This is a genomic window from Chitinophagaceae bacterium (assembly GCA_016699815.1).
Classification (GTDB): domain Bacteria; phylum Bacteroidota; class Bacteroidia; order Chitinophagales; family Chitinophagaceae; genus Ferruginibacter.
This window is the reverse complement of the sequence record CP065012.1, coordinates 2,781,277-2,799,916: the sequence shown is the minus strand read 5'-3', so window position 1 is coordinate 2,799,916 and position 18,640 is coordinate 2,781,277. Positions and strand designations below refer to the sequence as shown.

Annotated in this window: 15 protein-coding genes; 9 read left to right on the top strand and 6 right to left on the bottom strand. The window is 38.4% G+C overall.

Annotated elements, in window-relative coordinates; all coding sequences use genetic code 11:
• Positions 1-5: 5 nt before the first annotated feature.
• Together IPO46_12430 and IPO46_12425 are read right to left on the bottom strand one after the other, a co-directional pair.
• Complete coding sequence (locus IPO46_12430) at positions 6-620, bottom strand: response regulator transcription factor (protein ID QQS62868.1); 615 nt, start codon at positions 618-620, stop codon at positions 6-8.
• Positions 620-2,617, bottom strand: a complete 1,998-nt coding sequence (locus IPO46_12425; GenBank protein ID QQS62867.1) for a hypothetical protein — start codon at positions 2,615-2,617, stop codon at positions 620-622. Before IPO46_12425 ends, IPO46_12430 begins: the two co-directional genes overlap by 1 nt.
• Before the next feature lie 137 nt (positions 2,618-2,754).
• Here IPO46_12425 and IPO46_12420 point away from each other — a divergent pair, with 137 nt between their 5' ends.
• The 3 genes from IPO46_12420 to IPO46_12410 all read left to right on the top strand — a co-directional run bounded on the left by IPO46_12420 (position 2,755) and on the right by IPO46_12410 (position 7,787).
• A complete protein-coding gene (locus tag IPO46_12420) occupies positions 2,755-4,668 on the top strand; it encodes a T9SS type A sorting domain-containing protein (GenBank protein QQS62866.1) in 1,914 nt (637 codons plus the stop codon).
• Positions 4,669-4,742: 74 nt separating this feature from the next.
• Positions 4,743-6,686 carry a tetratricopeptide repeat protein gene (locus IPO46_12415; GenBank protein ID QQS62865.1) on the top strand — a complete coding sequence of 648 codons (1,944 nt, stop codon included), beginning with the start codon at positions 4,743-4,745 and terminating at the stop codon, positions 6,684-6,686.
• Positions 6,687-6,692: 6 nt separating this feature from the next.
• Positions 6,693-7,787 (top strand): hypothetical protein, encoded by a 1,095-nt coding sequence (locus IPO46_12410; protein QQS62864.1) that lies wholly within the window; start codon positions 6,693-6,695, stop codon positions 7,785-7,787.
• A gap of 126 nt (positions 7,788-7,913) precedes the next feature.
• Here the strand turns inward: IPO46_12410 and IPO46_12405 are convergent, their stop codons facing one another.
• Complete coding sequence (locus IPO46_12405; protein QQS62863.1) at positions 7,914-8,528, bottom strand: response regulator transcription factor; 615 nt, start codon at positions 8,526-8,528, stop codon at positions 7,914-7,916.
• Positions 8,525-10,471: a sensor histidine kinase gene (locus IPO46_12400; GenBank protein ID QQS62862.1), complete on the bottom strand. Its 1,947-nt coding sequence runs from the start codon at positions 10,469-10,471 to the stop codon at positions 8,525-8,527. The genes IPO46_12405 and IPO46_12400 overlap by 4 nt, the downstream gene beginning before the upstream one ends.
• Positions 10,472-10,630: 159 nt before the next feature.
• Here IPO46_12400 and IPO46_12395 point away from each other — a divergent pair, with 159 nt between their 5' ends.
• The 6 genes from IPO46_12395 to IPO46_12370 all read left to right on the top strand — a co-directional run bounded on the left by IPO46_12395 (position 10,631) and on the right by IPO46_12370 (position 17,023).
• A complete protein-coding gene (locus IPO46_12395; protein QQS62861.1) occupies positions 10,631-11,668 on the top strand; it encodes a hypothetical protein in 1,038 nt (345 codons plus the stop codon).
• Positions 11,669-11,754: 86 nt separating this feature from the next.
• Positions 11,755-13,902 (top strand): hypothetical protein, encoded by a 2,148-nt coding sequence (locus IPO46_12390; protein ID QQS62860.1) that lies wholly within the window; start codon positions 11,755-11,757, stop codon positions 13,900-13,902.
• An 11-nt stretch (positions 13,903-13,913) separates the two neighbouring features.
• Complete coding sequence (locus tag IPO46_12385) at positions 13,914-15,128, top strand: hypothetical protein (GenBank protein QQS62859.1); 1,215 nt, start codon at positions 13,914-13,916, stop codon at positions 15,126-15,128.
• A 167-nt stretch (positions 15,129-15,295) separates the two neighbouring features.
• Positions 15,296-15,793, top strand: coding sequence for a hypothetical protein (locus IPO46_12380; GenBank protein ID QQS62858.1), 498 nt, complete (start codon positions 15,296-15,298; stop codon positions 15,791-15,793).
• Positions 15,794-15,894: 101 nt separating this feature from the next.
• Positions 15,895-16,764 carry a hypothetical protein gene (locus IPO46_12375; GenBank protein QQS62857.1) on the top strand — a complete coding sequence of 290 codons (870 nt, stop codon included), beginning with the start codon at positions 15,895-15,897 and terminating at the stop codon, positions 16,762-16,764.
• A 28-nt stretch (positions 16,765-16,792) separates the two neighbouring features.
• Positions 16,793-17,023: a hypothetical protein gene (locus IPO46_12370; protein ID QQS62856.1), complete on the top strand. Its 231-nt coding sequence runs from the start codon at positions 16,793-16,795 to the stop codon at positions 17,021-17,023.
• A gap of 86 nt (positions 17,024-17,109) precedes the next feature.
• On the opposite strand, the gene IPO46_12365 is transcribed toward IPO46_12370, so the two are convergent.
• Both IPO46_12365 and IPO46_12360 read right to left on the bottom strand, forming a co-directional pair.
• Positions 17,110-17,709, bottom strand: a complete 600-nt coding sequence (locus IPO46_12365) for an HD domain-containing protein (GenBank protein QQS62855.1) — start codon at positions 17,707-17,709, stop codon at positions 17,110-17,112.
• A gap of 11 nt (positions 17,710-17,720) precedes the next feature.
• Entirely contained in the window at positions 17,721-18,617 is an 897-nt protein-coding gene (locus IPO46_12360; protein ID QQS62854.1) for a YitT family protein, read from the bottom strand.
• Positions 18,618-18,640: the final 23 nt, after the last annotated feature.

Here is an 18,640-nt window from a genome sequence, read left to right as displayed (position 1 = left end):
GTTGCCTATATTAAGTGTAATTGAGAAGCAATCCGCACAAGGGAAGCAGTGTTTTTTGCTTCAAATTTTGCCAGCAAATTTTTACGGTGTGTGTCAACGGTTGTTACACCTATAAAAAGTTGTTTTGCTATTTCGGCATTTGTCATCCCTTCTGCAATTAGCTCAAGTACTTCTTTTTCACGGCGGGTTAAAACAATATGAAAACTTTCGTCTTTACGCAAAGCTTGGGAAGCTTCATCACTTAAAAAGGATTTCCCTTTTGCGACAGTAGTTATAGCTTCCATAAGCTCTTTCTGCGAAGCATTTTTTAATACGTAGCCCGAAGCCCCATTGTCCATCATTTTCTGAATAAAACTTTGCTGGTTGAAAGTGCTGAGACCGATGATAAAAACAGATGGATATTTCTCCCTTACTTCCTTGCACAAATCAATTCCGCTTTTATCCGGCAGGTTTATATCCATCAGGATTACATCGGGTAACTGCTGTTTCAAAAAAGCCTGGCAGGAAACTGCGTTCATAGCATGGCCTGCCCATTCAATGGCTTTTTCATTTTGCAATAATGAACGGATGCCTTCTATTACCATATAATGGTCGTCTACTATAAAAACTTTTATTGCCATCAGGTATTTAATTCAATTAAAACAGATGTGCCCTTTCCGGGCTGTGAATTTACATCGAGTTTTCCTTTTAAAAATTCAACCCGGTTTTCAATATTGCTCCAGCCAATTCCTTTAGCTTGTTTTAATATGGAAGTATCAAATCCTTTGCCATCATCTTCTACTGTTACTGCCAATAAACCATCTGATTTACTTACCTGTACAATAGCATTGTTGGCACCAGCATGTTTTATGGTGTTATTCAAAAGCTCCTGTACAATACGATATATTGCTATGGCAGTTGTTTGTTCTACTTCTACATTTTCCAATCCAATGGATTGGTAAGTTACCTTTAATGCGCCGCTTAGGTTTATATCATTGCAAAAATCTTTTAATGCCGTATTCAATCCAAATTTAACCAGGGCTTCGGGCATCATATTATGTGCCACACGGCGCATTTCTTTAATTGAACTGTCGAGCATATCCATGCTGCGTTCAAAAGCCTGTGCATTGTCAGGCGTCATAATAAGATTTCCTTTCATAGTCTGAAATGAATATTTAATGCCACTTAGCATCCCTCCTAATCCATCATGCAGGTCTTTTGCAAGGCGGGTTCGTTCCTGCTCCTCTCCTTTGAGTACTGCTTCGGTGGCGGTTAATTGTTTTTCGGTTTCTAATTCGGTGATACGTTGCTGCTGAAGTTTTTGCTTTTGCTTATAGTTGAAATATATAAGCAAACTGATACACAGCAATGCCGCTATGGCACCTGCAAGGAAAAGGTTGAGCCTGCTTTTTTGCTTTAGTGCCGATTGCTGTAACTGAATTTGCACATTTTTCTTTTCCGATTCATATTTTGCCTCTCTCTCAGCAAATTGCCTTGAACGTTCGCTGTTTAAAACACTATCGTTTATTGTATGATATTGCTCCGCATATAAATAAGCTTCCTTGTATTTACTTGTGGCAAACATAAGCTCCTGCATGGCAGCCAGGTAACTTCTTTTTTGATGCGGGTCTTTATTATTTTCATAATAACTGCTGCACTGCTTTAAATACTCCTGTGCCATTTTAAACTTTTTCTCCTGTATGGCTATCCTTCCCAACAACATGTTTACACGGGCAACAACATCAGGCACCTCCAATTGCTTCGCAAGCTGCATGCTTTTTTGGGCAAACAGTTTTGAAGAGTCTATTTTCTTTAACTCATAAAACTCTTCTGCAATACTTTGGTAGCTTGAAAGAACATAAACCCTGGGTACTACTCCATTTTCCAACTGTGGTAAATATTGCAAGCGAATACGAAGGGCTCTTTCAAACTCTCTGTTATCATAGTAATTGCCGGCTTTTTGCTGCATATAAAGTGCAATTATGTTTTTTGCTTTACTACTCTGCGCAACATAACTTTCAGCAATGGCCAATGCCTTATTGATGTATTCATCTGCTTTGGGTAAATTACCAAGTGTACTAAATACAGCACTTATATTTGAATACAGGTCAGATTTTTTTTTGTCCAGGATGCGTTGCGTAAGTATCTTATATTCAAAAACCTTAGGGTTTTCAAAAATTTCCTGCGTTTTAAGATAAAAATCAATACAGCTATCGTACTCACCAATTTCGTATTTAATAGTAGCCATTTCAAAATACGCTCCGGCTGTTAAGTACAAAATATTATTCTCTTTGGCCTTCTGTAAAGAGGCCCTGTAATACATCATGGCTTTATCCTTATCATTTACAGCTTTGTGCCAAAGTCCCAGCATTCTGTACGAATTAGATATGGATGCTGCATCATTAATTGCTTTACTTTTTGCCACGGCTTCTTCCAACAACTGTTTGGCAAGTGCACTGTCTTTTTCACCAATGACATAACCCACATCCCAAAGTTTTCTGACATGGCCTGTATCCACTTTGGTTTCACGAATATTATTGACTAATTGGATAACACTATCCCGGTTATACACCTGTGCACCTGCAATCATACTAAAGAACGGTAGCAAAATAAACCCAGGAAGAATTTTACAAAGCATTTTGCAAAAGTTTAAATTATATGATATATCCCACTTCCCCTTTTTCCATGATTTTTTCATTGCTTCCCTAAATATCCTGTTTTTAAAGGATATGAAAACAGAGTTGTTGAAAATAGATTTGTTGCAAAATATTTTTTATGCGAAAATTATTCATACTTATATCCCTGTTAAATTGTTATTGTGCATTGGCGCAGTGGAGCCCCAATCCTTCATTGAACAATGCAATTTGCAACTACACAAGCCATCAAATGGATGTGCAGATGGTATCAGATGGTAGTGGTGGCGCCATTGTTGTGTGGCGTGACGGAAGAAATATTGCCAATGCAATAGATATCTATGCACAACATATCAGCGCCAGCGGCAACCTGCTTTGGAATGTTGATGCTGTGCCAATCTGTAATGCAGCATCGGACCAGTTTGCACCAAGATTAGTTTCCGATGGAGCAAACGGAGCAATTATTGCCTGGTACGATAACCGTTCCGGCAACTATGATATTTATGCTCAACGCATCAACTCTTCTGGTGTTGTACAATGGACAACTGATGGTGTTGCTATTTGTATTGCTACAGGAAATCAAAATGCACATCAATTACTGGCCGATGGCAACGGTGGTGCATTTATTGTTTGGAGTGATGGCAGAACAAGCGGCCCAAATGCTGATATTTATGGACAACTGGTGAATGCAGCAGGCGTAGTGCAATGGACAGCGAATGGGGCGCCAATTAATTATGCCTCAAGTCTTCAAAATATTCCGCAACTAACGTCAGACGGCGGCGCCGGCTTTTTTGTAAGCTGGGAAGATTGGAGAAATTTTGGACAGACAGATATTTATGTTCAAAAAGTAAGCTCCAATGGATTTTATACATGGTCGTACCTGGGAGTAGGCATTTGTGTGGAAGCTAATGGTGCACAATACAATTCAAAAATTGTTGCCGACGGGGCAGGTGGCGCTATCATTTGCTGGCAGGATAAAAGAACCTCCAGCTCCGATGATATCTATGCACAAAAAATAAATACTAATGGCGTGGTACAGTGGACAAACAATGGTGTGCTTATCTGCAATGCAAGCGGCTTACAAATAAACGAACAAATGCTGAGTGATGGCGCAGGTGGCGCTATTATTTGCTGGGAAGACCGGCGGGCGGGACAGGATATTTATGCACAACGTATCAATACTTCTGGCGCTGTGCAATGGGCTGCAAATGGTGTGGCCGTTTGCAGCGATGGAAGCAATCAAAACGAAGCGCAAATAATAACAACAAGCTCCGGCGCTGCAATAGTTTGCTGGACAGATTATCGAAATGCACCGGGAGATATTTATGCCCAAAAACTCAATAGCTCCGGCGCAGCACAATGGGCTGTTAATGGTGTTCCGGTATCCAATGCCACTAATGACCAGGCAGCAGCAGCCATAATAAATGATGGTAACGATAATGCCATTATTGCATGGCGTGATTTACGAACCACAAATGATTATGATATTTACAGCTCCCGTTTATTAAGCAATGGAACACTACCGGTTCGGTTAATTGATTTCAGTATTACCGAAGCCGCAGACCATGTAAAATTATATTGGAAAACATCCGATGAAATAAATAATGCAGGGTTTGTTATTGAGAGAAGTAATGATGGTATAAACTGGGTAAACATTGGCTATGTAGCGGCAAACCCGGCTTCTTCATCAATAACCAGGTATAGCTGGAATGATTATGAGCCACTGAAAGGCAAATCGTACTATCGTTTACAACAAACAGATTTGGATGGCAGCCGGGAGTATTCTAAAATTCTTTTCATCAATCGAAACCTTTCCAATAATAGCATTACTGTTTATCCAAATCCTGCCACAGATATTATCAACATCAATTTTGGTGGACGTTCTTTTACAGGAACCGTTCAATTATTCAATCATGCAGGCCAGTTGATGTTGGAAAGTAATGTTGCCAACCAATTAACATTTGGAATGAACACAACTTCATTTGCTAAGGGAAAATATAACCTGGTATTTAGTTCAGCAAGTGAGAAATTTTCAAAACCAATTATTGTGCAATAGGATAAAATATCCTGTTTTAAAGGGATAAGCAGAGCCGCAAAAACAATACACATTTACATGCTCAAAATAAGTTTATGAAAAGATATTTGAGTTTAGTTTTATTTATTTCAGTTTCCGTTATTTCAATTGGCCAGCCAGGAAAAAAAACCGGGCAGCAAAAAGTTCCATCGCAAGCAGAAATAAATAAAATGATGCAGGATGAATTGGAGAAATTACCGCCTGAACAAAAGGCGCTGGCAGAGCAAATGATGAAACAGCAACTGCAAAAAAATAATGGCACTGGCGGCAATGGAATGATACCTGCACTCAAAAAAGAATTACTCGCCAAAATACCAAAACTTACTACTGCAGAACAATACAAAAGTTTTCTTGGAAAACTGAACCAGCAGGCCAGCCTGAAAATAAGAGCCGAAACAATAAATGCCGTAAAACAACTAATTGAAAAATACAAAGAGAAAAAAACGGGGTTGAATAATATACCGGTTACCTTATTTATGCAGGGGCAAATTGAAGCTGCCATATATGCCGCAATTATTTGCGCACAAAAAAATGAAAACATCCTGCTTTCACAAAACAACCTTGCATTTATCCTTCATCAAGCCGGTTATGCGCAATTTGCCTTGCCTATACTGGAATTTCACCTGGCAAAAAACCCGGATGCAGTTATATACAACAATGCCGGGCAATGTTATTTTACATTGGGCGATACTGCGAAAGCCTTTAAATATTTTATGGCAGCTATAAGACTTAACGACAATATAGCCGAGGCACACTGCGGTACGGCGCTTTTATTGATAGCACAAAAAAAAGAAGCCGAAGCAACCCAGCATATTCAAAAAGCATTCAGGGATGGCTATTCAAATATGCTGGAAGATGCCGTTACCAACCATAACATAAAATTGAAAACAGATAAAATGATAAAACCGGTGGAAGAATATTTTAAGCCGAAGGATTATTCACCGCTGCCGCCAGTAATTGAAAGGGTGTCACTCATAAAAAAGTATGAAAAAGCACAGCATTTAGAAACGATTCTCTCCGGATGGCAAGCAAAAAGCGATGCTACAGATACTTTATTTAAAACAGGCAACCAGGCCTGGGAACAAAGCAAGGTCACGGGCATTATTGCTCTTCCTATGAAAAGAAAGGCCTGGTTTATGAACCGCCTGCTCACATTGGATTTGCAACATTACATCCGGGAAAACGCAATGAAACTTCAACAGGTAAACAAAAAAATTACACAGGAATATAAAAAGATGGAAGAGGGTATTGAAGAGGAATATAAAACCGGGTCGTTTAATTCCATGTACGAACAGTGCAAAATGAAAGAAAGATACCTGGACGGTTACCTGAGGGCTACATTTACCCCAGCAAAAGAAGCAGAATATATAATGCACCAAAAACTCATTAGCAATATCAATCAACAATTACACTGGCTTAATTTTTTACTGGAGCCAAATGAGTTCAGGCACCAGTATTTTAGCATGGGTACTTATGTTTTATCCAGCCAGATAGCATTGAGTAATGTGCAACAAATGTATCCGCTGCCAATTAATATCGCCACAGCATGTAACGAAGTGCTAAATCACCCACCCAACCCGGAAGATATAATAGGTGTGAATGGCAAATGCAATTATTCAGTGAAAATACCGGCAGTAGTTGCAAGTTTTAAGTTTACCTGCGATGGTTGGGAGATTGAAGGAGGCGAAGGAATTGTAATCAACCTAATTGTAAAAAATAATGCAAAGCATGATTTTACAATCGCTTTTGGGCCTGGTGTTGAAGAACATGTTGGTCCAATAAGTTCGGGTGCGAAAGCACAGTTTTATGTCAGTTGCAATGATGATGGCCCTACTGATATGGGTGTTCGTGGAGAAATAAAATCGGAGCTGAACCTGATAACCAAACAATACGAAGCCGGCTATGCTGCTCAAATTGGCTTAAGTAACGTTACAGTATTTCAAATGGATGGAAGTGGTAATGACCCTGACCCAATTTTTAAGTATGACGCTAAAAAATAAATGCTTATGAAAAAAAATATTGTCTTAATTATCTTCAGTCTCCTTACTGTTCCGGCCTTTAGCCAGCTTACTGCAGAACAGCGCATACAGGACAGCGTAATTGGTTGGTGGAACGATAACTACTGGGATCGCAACTGGAAACCGCAAACAGACCCTGTTGGAAAAAAGAAAGAAGTCCACCTTAAAAATATGATAGAGTGGATGAAAAAAAGTTATACACCCGTTGGCGGCCTGGGTACTGTTACACGTTATTTACAAAATGGCGGGTATGGTGTAAAGTTTATGGTATGGAATGTAAGCCATGAAAAAGAATGGACAGATGCAAAAGGAAACTTTAAACCCATACCGGAAGAGAATACGAAATTCTATATATCGGTCAATAAACTTTTTGGCGCATACCCTGTTAGTTTTATTAATAAACCGGGGCTTTATCTTTTTACCTGGCAACCCGATGGATATGAAAACGAATATTATAAAGACAAACGTATCGAAGGCATACAACCTGATGCCGCAAAATACATTACCATACGAAACGAAATGCAGAATATTATTTTGGCACCGGATAATAAACTTCCCATTACCCCGGTTACAAAAGGAGAATACTTACAATTGGCTGATGAAGCACTGTCAACACAATTTGTTAAGGCCAGTGAGTATGACAAAAAAGCCATTGCCCGCATCCGGAAACATATTGCACAAATAAAAGAAAAACATAAGGCAACATTAACAGAAGCTACAATATTAAAAGAAATGCAGCCTTCTATGTACAGCCTCGATGGGTTTGACCCTTTTGAAATTTCGCCATACAATAAAACACAAAAACAATATTACCCTTTATATAAACTAACGGCTGATGTACAGCAAAAGCTAAAAGCAGCAGAACCTCAATGGGTGACTATTTCAGTACCCTTTAAAACAAAGCAGGATGGCAACCAATTGCATGAAATGTACACAGCTATCACAGAGAACATCAATTATGATTATATCTACGATTACTTTTTTAACCCGGATAAAATAAAAGGCATTCCTTACAAGGCGGCAAACGAAGAACAATTGAATGTAAGGCTAAGCAGATACCGCAATAAAAACAAAGCGAATTAAAAATACCTGATATTCTACTCAATTGTTTCCATCGGAAAAAATGATTGCGTAAAAGTCATTTAAAATATTCCCGGTTTACACAGGTGTAAAAGGGATTAAAAGGGTAAATCCTCAGATTGAAAAATATTACACAAGGTTATTTTTCACCGCCAGTTTAATTAACCCTGCCGTATTACTCACATTAAATTTTGCCAGCAGGCTTTTACGGTGAGTATTGACTGTAGGAACACTTATAAAAAGTTTCTCAGCAATTTCAGCATTGGTAAAACCATCGGCTACAAGGGTTAATACTTCTCTTTCTCTTCTGGAAATTAAAGGCATTGCATTTTGCGTTTCTCTTAATGCCAGCGCTGCTTCCATGCTGAGATAGCTTTTGCCTTTCATCACTGTGGTTATACCTTCCAGGAGTTCTTCCCTGGTAGCATTTTTTAAAACATAACCTGCAGCGCCACTATCTATCATGTTTCTAATAATAGGTTGTTGGTTAAATGTGCTTAATCCTAAGATATGAACGGAAGGCAGTAACCCACAAACCTGTTTGCACAAATCAATCCCACTCATGTCGGGCAGGTTCACATCCATCAATATTACATCTGGAGTGTGCATTTTTAAAAAAGCTAAACAAGACGCAGCATTGGTGGCATGCCCCATCCATTCAATATCTTTTTCATTTTGCAATAAAGAACGGATACCTTCAATTACCATGTAATGATCATCTACTATAAATATGCTTGCCTTCATAAAACATTTATTTCTATTAATACTGATGTGCCTTTGCCTATAGATGAATTTACATCTAATTTTCCTTTCAGAAATTCAACCCGGTTTTGAATATTGCTCCACCCTATCCCCGTTGATTGTTTTAGTAAAGTAGTGTCAAAACCTTTTCCATCATCTTCAACTGTTATTGCCAACTGCTTTTCTTTTGGTGAGAAATGCAATTGCACCAATACATTTTTTGCAGCGGCATGTTTAATGGAATTATTTACCAATTCCTGTACAATCCGGTAAACTGTAACAGCAGTAATTTGTTCTGGATTTACACCTGTCATGCCTACAGATTGATAATTTATACGAAGAACGCCGCTGCGGCCAATCTCATTACAATATTCTTTCACAGCTGTATCCAATCCGTATTTCATCAAAACCTCCGGCATCATACTGTGTGCCACACGGCGCATTTCCCTGATGGAACTATCCAGCATATCAATGCTGCGTTCAAATGCCTGGGCATTGCCAGGTGTCATGATTAAATTCTCTTTCATATTGCTTAGTGAAAATTTTATTCCGCTTAACATACCGCCCAGCCCATCATGCAGGTCTTTGGCTAGCCTGGTTCGTTCCTGCTCTTCGCCTTTCAATACGGCTTCAGTGGCGGTAAGTTGTTTTTCCGTTTCTAATTCCTCAATTTTTGCCTGTTGCAATTTTTGTCTGTTTCTATAATTGCGATAGATGAGCAGGGAAATAATTAACATGGCTATTACTCCGGCTGACAGAAAATAAATAAAGGTTGACTTTTGTTTGAGTTGATTTTGTTGAAGTAAAATTTTAATTTCTTTTTTTTCCGTTTCATATTTTGTCTCAAATTCGGTGGACAACTCCAGTAAATTATCAGCGTTAATGCTGTCCCGTAGTGCATCTTCCTTTTCTTCAAATTGATGTGCTGCTCTGAAATCCTGACTGGCGTATGAAATATCTGCCAACAGGTTGTATAATTTCAATGTTTGCTTCCGGCTATCGTTTTTTAAAGCAATAATAAGCGCCGAGTCTGCATACATCCTAGCCAGAGGAAAATTCTTTTTTTCCAAATTGTACATTGCTATCCCCTTTAAAGCAATAGCCTGTGTCTCCGCCAAATCCATTTCTTTTGCGATTAAATAGGCTTTGTCAAATGTTTTCCTGGCTTCTTCTAACCTGCCTAATTTATAGTGAATATCACCCAGGTCAAGCAAAATGGCGGACTCTGCGTACTGGTCGCTGATATGACGGCTTATTTGCAATGCTTCTGTAAAATAAATTTCTGCACTATCCAGCCTTTTTAGAGATGAATAAACAATTCCAAGGTTAGTTAAACAATAAGATTGATTTAAAGGGTCCTCCACCTCATTATCAAAAATTTCAAGCCCCTTCTTACCATATTCAATTGCCTTTTGATACTGGGTTAATTCAGTATAAATATTTTGAAGATTGCTGTATGCAATACCCAGCATTCGCTTGTTTCCCAGTTTATCCAAAATGGGTAAAGCCTGCATGTAATAATAAATAGCCGAATCCTCTTTTGAAATCATGTGAAAAGAATTGGCTGTATTGATAGTGGTCTTTGCAATGGATAGTTCTTCTTTCATTTGTTTTGCCAGCACCAATGCCTTTTTGTTTAAAAGGAGCGATGAATCAAACCTGCCCTGCATATTAAGCACAGCGGTATAATAAGAGGCAAATTTTATCTCGCCGGGTTTATAGCCAATTTTCTGGCTGAGTTGCAAAGATTGATGATAGTATTGCTTGGATGTTTCAGGTGCAACTCGTTCATATTGTTCCCCAATATTGAGCAAAAGGATTACCTTATTTGTATCCTCTTTTGTAGTTTTTAATACCTGCAACATGCTATCAATTACCCGGTCGCCCTGGGCACTGCTGTAAAAATAGCTTACCACAAAAAATAGTAGTGCCAAATATTTTCTCATTCTCTAAAATACATTTTTCTGTAGTTACAAAGAACTATAATAAGAAGCAGTGTTATATCATCTTTTTTAATGATTTTTTCTGCCCGGGGATAAAAATCATCTTTTTTAATGATTGCACGGCGAATAACCCGGCGCTATTTTTACATTAAACTTTTGAAAATGAAAATATTTTGCCTTGTTATAGCTACTGTTATCCTTAGCACTTCCGCATTTTCCCAAAAACAATCCTTTGATGTTGTTTCATATTCTACCCCCAAAGGCTGGCAGCAACAGCAAAATGAAGGCGGCCTGCAATTATCCATCACCGATAAAAAAACCGGCGGATATGCTCTTGCTGTTATCACCAAAGCAAGGGCTTCAACCGCAACTGCCAATGAAAATTTTATAACCGATTGGGATAAGTTGGTAAAATCTACGGTGCAGGTAAATGGTGAACCGGAGATGCAGGAACCAACAATAGAGAATGGATGGGATATTATTTCAGGATGCGCTAATTACACTGATGGCGGAAACACAGGCATGGCTACTTTGCTTACTGCTACCGGCGGCGGTCAAATGGTAAGCGTAGTTTTGATGACCAATGCAAAGCAATATCAAAATGACCTGCTTGCTTTAATCAACTCATTGGAACTTTCAAAAGCTTCGCAGTATAAAGTAAATATTAATTCATCCTCAGCAGGTCAATCCAATACTGCTGCTGTTGTGGGTTTGTGGTGCGTTTATATATTAGAAACAACAGGCTATTACAGTAACGGGCAGCCACAATACACGGGCGGTTACTTGAGAAAAGAATATTCATTTAACCCGGATGGTACTTATATATTTCGCAACAAACAATGGTTGACTAAATCAAAGGATATATTATTTATTTATGAAAACGGAACCTATACAGTAAATGGAAATCAGATAACCCTATCACCAAAAAACGGGAAAGGCCAATTCTGGAGTAAAACTTCCAGTACAAAAGAATGGGGAAAGCTATTGAAATCATCCGAATACAAATTGGAAAAAGTGACCTATAGTTTTGAAATAATAGATGATCCTGCGTATGGCCATAGTATAAAACTGAAACCTGGTAAACCTACTCAACGGGATGGTGGAAAATTCAATGCGCCTAATGACACTTATGAATTTCGCTACAAAAACCGTGGAGAACTGGGTTCATTAATTGATAACCCGCCTGGATTTAAGAATTGATAAAATCATCTTTTTTAATGAGGGAACCATCTCTGTTTAGCTCATATTTTTACTAAAATTCATTAGCAGATTCTAAAAACATTTCAATGATAAAATACAATTCTGTTTTATTGATTGCTTTGCTGTTTGCAGGAAATATTGCCGCACAATCGAAAAATCCTACTTCAAACAAAGAAGTACAGGATAAAATAAAACAGGCACAGCAACAATTCGACAAACTCACCCCCGAACAAAAAAAAATGATGGAGCAAATGGGTATGTCAACCAATGTACCTTCAATGCCCGCCGGAGTTACGGATGCACAAATTGGCCTGGCTGTAGGTGGTGATGAAGTACCTAAAAGAAATGCAACCCTGATTGGCGCCATTCCTAAGATAACGCTTACTGCCGCTACTGTTCCGGCATATATTAAAACCCTGAATGAATATATTGAAAAAGGGGTAGCCAATGATGTGAGAATATTCGGACAGCAGGTGTATTCGGGCTTTAAGCAAAATAAGTTTGATGCTGCTTCTATTGGTAATGCTGCCATTGGTTACTGGTCCATTGGCAACCCGGATATTGCCGTATATCTGATGGGCAGAGCCTGTGCAGATGACCCGTCAGATGCTGACTTGCTCAGCAATTTTGCCGCTATGATGAGCATGGGTGGAGCGCCACACAAAGCCATTCCGTTGTTGGAATACCTCAACAAAGAATACCCGGACAATACAACCATTTTGAACAACCTGGGGCAGGCATGGTTTTATTTGGGTGAAGTAGATAAGGCAAATGCAAACCTGGATAAAGTAGTAAAAGCTTTTGCCTATCATCCGCAGGCAAACTATACACAATGCCTGATACAGGAAAGTAGAGGCAATAAAACAGGGGCTATTGAGAAAATGAAAAGTTCATTGGCATACAATTATTCATTGGATAAAGTGAACAAGTTGCGCAAGCTGGGTTATTCTGTAAAAGGCAGTGATATGCGCATTCCATTTCGTCCCGATCCGGATCCATTGGGATTGAGAAAATTTGTTCGTCCCGATGCGCCTGCTTCTTATGAACAGGAATTAAAATTGAGTGTCGATTGGGATGCCTTTCAAAAACAGGTGAATGAAAAATCCATGTCGTTGGCAAAAGAATTGCTTCCATATCAACAAGCCAATAATCAAGAGGCACAGCAGAACTATAAAAAATTCAACAATAAGAGTGTAGATGACATTTTGAAAATGAAAGCCAGCCCTGTAAAAAAGTCTAATTTATATGAAGTAAATGCACAAAAAAACCTTGAAGCAATGAATAAAGATGGTGGAGTTGGCTATCGTTTAAACGCTGCGAAAAAACAAATTGACGATTTGAAAAAAGATTTTACGGCAAAGGATGAAGCGCAAAGAAAAACCATAGAGAAGCAAAATAGCATTAAAGCTGAAAGTGAAACTGAGCTTGCAAAAAAGGGAGAGAATATTGGTTTTGATAATTGTGTGGTACAAAAAAAATACAGCGAGTGGGTGTATGCCAATTACAATAAACCATTGGAAGAAGCCTACAAAAATTATTTACACCAGTTGTATTTAAAAATTAATGAAGAATTATATTGGAAACAATTTACGCAGGATGCACCCACCTTTGAAGCAACAAAAATTGCTGCAAAAAAAGAATGGCTGGCAGCGCTGGGTAATACAAGATATCTGGCCACTAATAAATATGGCAAGTGTGAAACACCCGAACAAAAACCATCCCGTTACAAGCTGGCTGATTTTGATGAGATGCATTGTAACTACACATCAGTACTTGACTTTGGCGTGTACAAACAAATTGTGGAATGCGGTAAAATGCGGGTGGAATTTGATGCAGGAAAATTGAGCGGTAATTTCAATTTCAAAGCCGGAAATAATGGTAAAGATGAATTTGTAAAAGGTAATTTGGAAGCTACAGTTATTGACAAATCTGTTTCTGTAAAAAAAGGTCCGCTGCAGATAGGTGCAAATGTGAAAGCGGGGATGGGGGTAGAATTTACCAACAAAGGAATCAGCGATGTGTATGCTACCGGCGAAGCGTCTGTTAGTGTGAAGTCAAATATTATAGAAACTTTTGACCAACATATTTCAGAAGCCAATGGCGGTGATAAAAGCCAGCCCGGCATGGGCGATGCCCAGTTGAGTGACAAAGGTGTGGAGATAGGAGTAAATGGAAGAATGAGTTTGATTTCAGGAAATACATCCACCAACATATTTGTAAAAACACCAAATTAAAATAGTAAACAATGAAAAAAAGAATTCTGATAATTTCAATAGTAACTATTTCTATTTTTTCGCAGCAGCTAAAAGCGCAAGACTGCAAAACCTCTGCAGAGTTAGATGCCTCACCCGGCAAATACCTCACTGCAGCCCAGTATCCCTGGCCTGCTGCCAGAACAGAATATTTTAGTAAGATGACCACTGCTACAGATAAAGCAATGGCAAAAAAAATATTGGGTGATTTGGAAAAAACAGAAGCACAAAGCCATGCAGGGTTTAATCTTACAGGGGGTAATTGGGAAAATGTTTATACTTCCGATGGCTATCAATATTTTGGCAAGGTCAAATTGGGCCAATACACATTTCAGGCAGCGTTGTACGAATACTTTTGTGCTAAAGGAAAATTGACACGCAATAGTGAATTCAGTTCTGTTTTGCGGATGTATGTAAATAAATTACAACTAACAACATTAGATAAATTTTTATCTGCCCCCTTTGGCAGCAGCTTCCCTACTTATGATTTTGGAATGCAATACGCAGATTGGAAAAATCATAAACCTGCTGATGTAAATGCTCAATTGATAAACCTGTTTACATACATTAGCTGCAATAATAAACAGCTATTAGATGCCATCAATACCGGAAAAAACTATTTTCAGAATGTAGCGGAAAAAGACATCAAACCGAACAACCGTAATAACTTTGCGTATCGTTATTGGTTTATTAAGAAAAAAGATATCCCTGTTTTAATTCCCGTAAGCCGCAAAGAATATTTGCAAAGCCTGCTGGAATATTACGAAAGAGAAAAAATTCATTTTACAAAACTGGTTGCACAATTGAAAGAAGAAAAATCTGGCAGCCTAAAGTATTATGCTAATTGGGAGAAAGATGTAGCCGACAAAATAGCTGTTGTAAAAAAAGCAATGAGCGAACATAATGAAGAATGGTTGTCGGCGCAGGCGGTGATAAATCCTGGAGCAGACAACAGCCAAACATATAATGCAAAACTTCGGGAACAAACAAATTACAATCGCTTCTGGAAATTTTATGATAGTGAAAAAAATATGTGTGGCTTATACAAATACAGTCCTGAATATTTTAAAACATCCCCCAAAGGTCCGGCCAGTCCGCAGTTGATAACAATCGTGTTCCGGTATGTTACCATTCCTTCATCACTAAGGATGCTGAACAACTTCACAAAGAATTTTGATTTTGACAGGTTGCAGAAATTGTTGGAATAAATGCATAGCTCACGGTTTAAACCGTGGGCTATGTTGGAAAATCAATCCACTTAAAATGGTTTCAACCATTTACCGTTATTTATTTTTTATCTCAATCATAAAAATCATCTTTTATAATGATTGCCCGGACTTCAGCTTCCCTCTACTTTTAAAAAAAATTATAAGGAATGAGACTATTATCTTTCTGCTCTCTATTTATTTTACTCACCATATCTGCTCTTGCCCAAAAGCCATCCAAGGAGCAAATGAAATCCGATAAAAAAAGGTATGCAGAAGCTCAGAAAAAATTGAATGAGCAGCTTTCTAAAATGAGTCCCGATGCCAGGAGGATGTACGACAGCATGACCGGCAGCGTGGGCATGCAACAAAAAATAAATGATGCTAACAATAAGCTGAGCAGTAATACTGCAAACTCAAAAAAGGGTACGGTTTCCAACGGTATTGTTCCTGAAAAAAACACAAAAGCAATAGCGACTATCGCAGCCATGCCATCTAATGCCAATATGAAGAATTATATCAGCACTGTTGGCAACACCACCTTATCGGCTGTGTTGCCAAAAGCAAAATATATGGCCGATGATATTTACAAAAGAGTGGGAAGGACGACAAATACCCGGATTTTGACAGGAAGAACAATGAGTTTCTCGCCTACGCCAATCCGTTAATCAGAAAATACCATTCAGACAAAATTGAAATATTCCGTACCTGGCTTAATGCATTTTGTACCTGGATATGGTACATAACCGGCAACCCCAAAAACACCGTGATGACGATGTGTATTGCATGGACTGAGGGTTTGGAAAATTATTATGAAAGTGCAGTGAACGACCAGGAAGCCATTGCAAAATCATGCATTGAACAAAACGGTGATGGCAGTAATTTTATTTCTGTACCGGAAATCCCAAACTTTAGTTGCCCTACCCTTGTAAAAGTTCCGCTTGGAAATGATTGGCAGCAACTCAGTAGCGCTGTTAATCATTTTGATGCCAACAGTTTGGGAATAAAAAATAATCCTTCTAACCCAATTCCCAACCATACGCAGGCATTGGGCGGCGGCCGAAATTCAATTGCACAGCTGGGTGTGCCGCCATTTGTACAATCGGCACAAGGCCAAATAAACACGGGAATGATTAATGACAACGATGATGAATTGGCTCCGTTAACCAAAATAAACAATACCGATGATTTAGTTCCACTGCCTAAAATTGCTGCGGATGAATTAACACCCTTACCCGATTTGCGCCGAAGTAAAATTTTAAAAAATCTTTTGAGTAAAATGATGAGTGCGGATTGTAATATAAATAAATTCAAATACAAGCCTCCTGTTTTTGAAGTGGGTATAGGAGAACTTACCATTGAAGAACCCACTAAATCTATAAAGGAAACCAAGACAGAAGGTAATGTAGTTTATGTAACTTATGATGATGGATCTGTAGCCGTTTTTATGGAAGACGGGTCTATATTGGAGATTGAAGCGCCCACAAAGAATGTAACTAAAACCAAAGAAGAGGGCAACATTGTGTATAACACCTACGATGATGGTTCGGAAGCCGTTATTATGGAAGATGGCGCTGTGCTGGAAATTGAAGCGCCTAAAAATCCGGAAAAAACAGTAACCAAAAAAATACATCTATAAATTCTCTCCGATAATAGCCAACGGCACTATGGCTTCTTATGTGGATGAATCGTTGATGCGGCACCTGCCTGCATCATCGCCCAATTGTAAATTGGTAATTGAAAAAGTAGAAGGCGGCAAAGCCAGCGGCTATTTTGTAATGGGCACAATGATACAAGGTCTTAAAGCTGTTACAAAAGGTGATGCCATGCAGGAAACATTTACAGACGGTTTTTCGGGAGAAATAAAATGTACTTTTACGAATGTGCCGGTTTATTAAAGCGGATGCTCAAATGAATGAGGTATGTCGTAACATTATAATTTATAACTGTATAAAATAAAGCAATACAAAGTAGCAAAAAATATTTAACCCTGCATTTCTCTCAGTTTCGCAATATACGCCTGCTTATTTTGCTCCCTGTTGTTCAATGAAAAGGAAGTGAAGTACTTATGAGAAGCCAAAAAATCAATTTGCTTTTTAACCCATTCTTCTTCAGTTGTTATCATAGAGCATTGCTTTAGCTCTTCAAATAATTTATTTGCGGTTATTTCTACTCCGGCTCTTCCTAAATAATCCAGGTCGGCATCGCAAATAATGCGTTCCAGGTGTGTTTGGGGGTTTTGTGGTGATTTAGTTGCCATTATTAAATGGCATATCTTTTCAACCTGGTCTTTGCTAAAATTATATTCAGGTAAGATTTCTTTTGCAAAATCACAACCTTTTTCTTCATGGTTATTATAAGAAAATAAAAAACCTGAATCATGTAAGGCTACTGCTATTCGAAGCAGGGATTTTTCTTCATCGGAAATATTTTCATTTGCAGCTATAAACATTGCCGCTTCCAACACATTACGGGTATGCCCAATATCATGATAAAAAAGCAGAGGCGATAAATTTTCTTCCAGGCGCCCCAGTACATACTTTTCTGCAGAAATAAAATCAGGTATAGAATCAGGCTTCAACATTTACCAAAATATTAATGGTTATGCTTTTTCAATTTTAAAATACCTCCTGTGGCTTCTTTTATATTTTGGATATAAACAAAAGCTTTAGGGTCAATTTCTTTGATAGCCACCTGGATTTGATGTATTTCCAACCGGGTAACTACTGTTACAATAATGTCGCAGTTGGTTTTCACATCAAAGCTGCCGGGCAGGTAACCTCTTTCTCCTTTATATACGGTTATTCCTTTTCCAAAACCATTTACCAGCAGGTTTTTAATATCTTCCTCATGAGAAGAAATTATGTTCATTGTGGTGTATTGCTCTATACCATCTACCACATAATCAGCTGCCCGTGTTGCAGTAAAAAAAGTTATGAGAGAATACATTGCCGTTTCCAGGCCAAATTGTGTGGCAGCAATAGTAAAAATAATGGCATTAAAAAGCATAATAATTTCGTTGCTGGAGAAGCCAGTTTTGCGCTTGGTAAAAACGGCAATTACCTCTGCCCCATCTATTACGCCTCCGCAACGAAGTACCAGACCTACACCTGCGCCCATTGTTAAGCCGCCAAAAATAGCTATGAGCAATTTATCTTTTGTAATGGCATTTATCTCTATAAAGTAAAGGCCTATAGCCATTAAAATTATAGCAAAGATGGTTTGCACTGCAAATGTTTTACCTATGCGGCGAAAGCCAAGGTAAACCAGGGGAAGATTAAGGAACAAAGTAAGGAAACTAATATCCCAATGATAAATTTCGTGGAGCAATATGGAAATACCGGTTACTCCGCCATCTAAAAAACGATTGGGGATCATAAAGCCACGCATGGCCAGTACGGCCAATCCCACGCCTGCAAACATTTGCAACAGGTTTCTAATGGAAAAAATATGTACCCAATTTATGGGATCATTAAATGCTTTTTTCTTCATGAATGCAATATTCTATAAAAAAT

Excerpts from the sequence above, each read along its gene's own strand:
- IPO46_12430 (QQS62868.1), bottom strand. The coding sequence starts at position 620 with ATGGCAATAAAAGTTTTTATAGTAGACGACCATTATATGGTAATAGAA.
- IPO46_12410 (QQS62864.1), top strand. The coding sequence starts at position 6,693 with ATGAAAAAAAATATTGTCTTAATTATCTTCAGTCTCCTTACTGTTCCG.
- IPO46_12390 (QQS62860.1), top strand. The coding sequence starts at position 11,755 with ATGATAAAATACAATTCTGTTTTATTGATTGCTTTGCTGTTTGCAGGA.
- IPO46_12380 (QQS62858.1), top strand. The coding sequence starts at position 15,296 with ATGAGACTATTATCTTTCTGCTCTCTATTTATTTTACTCACCATATCT.
- IPO46_12395 (QQS62861.1), top strand. The coding sequence starts at position 10,631 with ATGAAAATATTTTGCCTTGTTATAGCTACTGTTATCCTTAGCACTTCC.
- IPO46_12420 (QQS62866.1), top strand. The coding sequence starts at position 2,755 with ATGCGAAAATTATTCATACTTATATCCCTGTTAAATTGTTATTGTGCA.
- IPO46_12370 (QQS62856.1), top strand. The coding sequence starts at position 16,793 with ATGGCTTCTTATGTGGATGAATCGTTGATGCGGCACCTGCCTGCATCA.
- IPO46_12400 (QQS62862.1), bottom strand. The coding sequence starts at position 10,471 with ATGAGAAAATATTTGGCACTACTATTTTTTGTGGTAAGCTATTTTTAC.
- IPO46_12360 (QQS62854.1), bottom strand. The coding sequence starts at position 18,617 with ATGAAGAAAAAAGCATTTAATGATCCCATAAATTGGGTACATATTTTT.
- IPO46_12385 (QQS62859.1), top strand. The coding sequence starts at position 13,914 with ATGAAAAAAAGAATTCTGATAATTTCAATAGTAACTATTTCTATTTTT.
- IPO46_12375 (QQS62857.1), top strand. The coding sequence starts at position 15,895 with ATGACGATGTGTATTGCATGGACTGAGGGTTTGGAAAATTATTATGAA.
- IPO46_12405 (QQS62863.1), bottom strand. The coding sequence starts at position 8,528 with ATGAAGGCAAGCATATTTATAGTAGATGATCATTACATGGTAATTGAA.
- IPO46_12425 (QQS62867.1), bottom strand. The coding sequence starts at position 2,617 with ATGCTTTGTAAAATTCTTCCTGGGTTTATTTTGCTACCGTTCTTTAGT.
- IPO46_12365 (QQS62855.1), bottom strand. The coding sequence starts at position 17,709 with ATGTTGAAGCCTGATTCTATACCTGATTTTATTTCTGCAGAAAAGTAT.
- IPO46_12415 (QQS62865.1), top strand. The coding sequence starts at position 4,743 with ATGAAAAGATATTTGAGTTTAGTTTTATTTATTTCAGTTTCCGTTATT.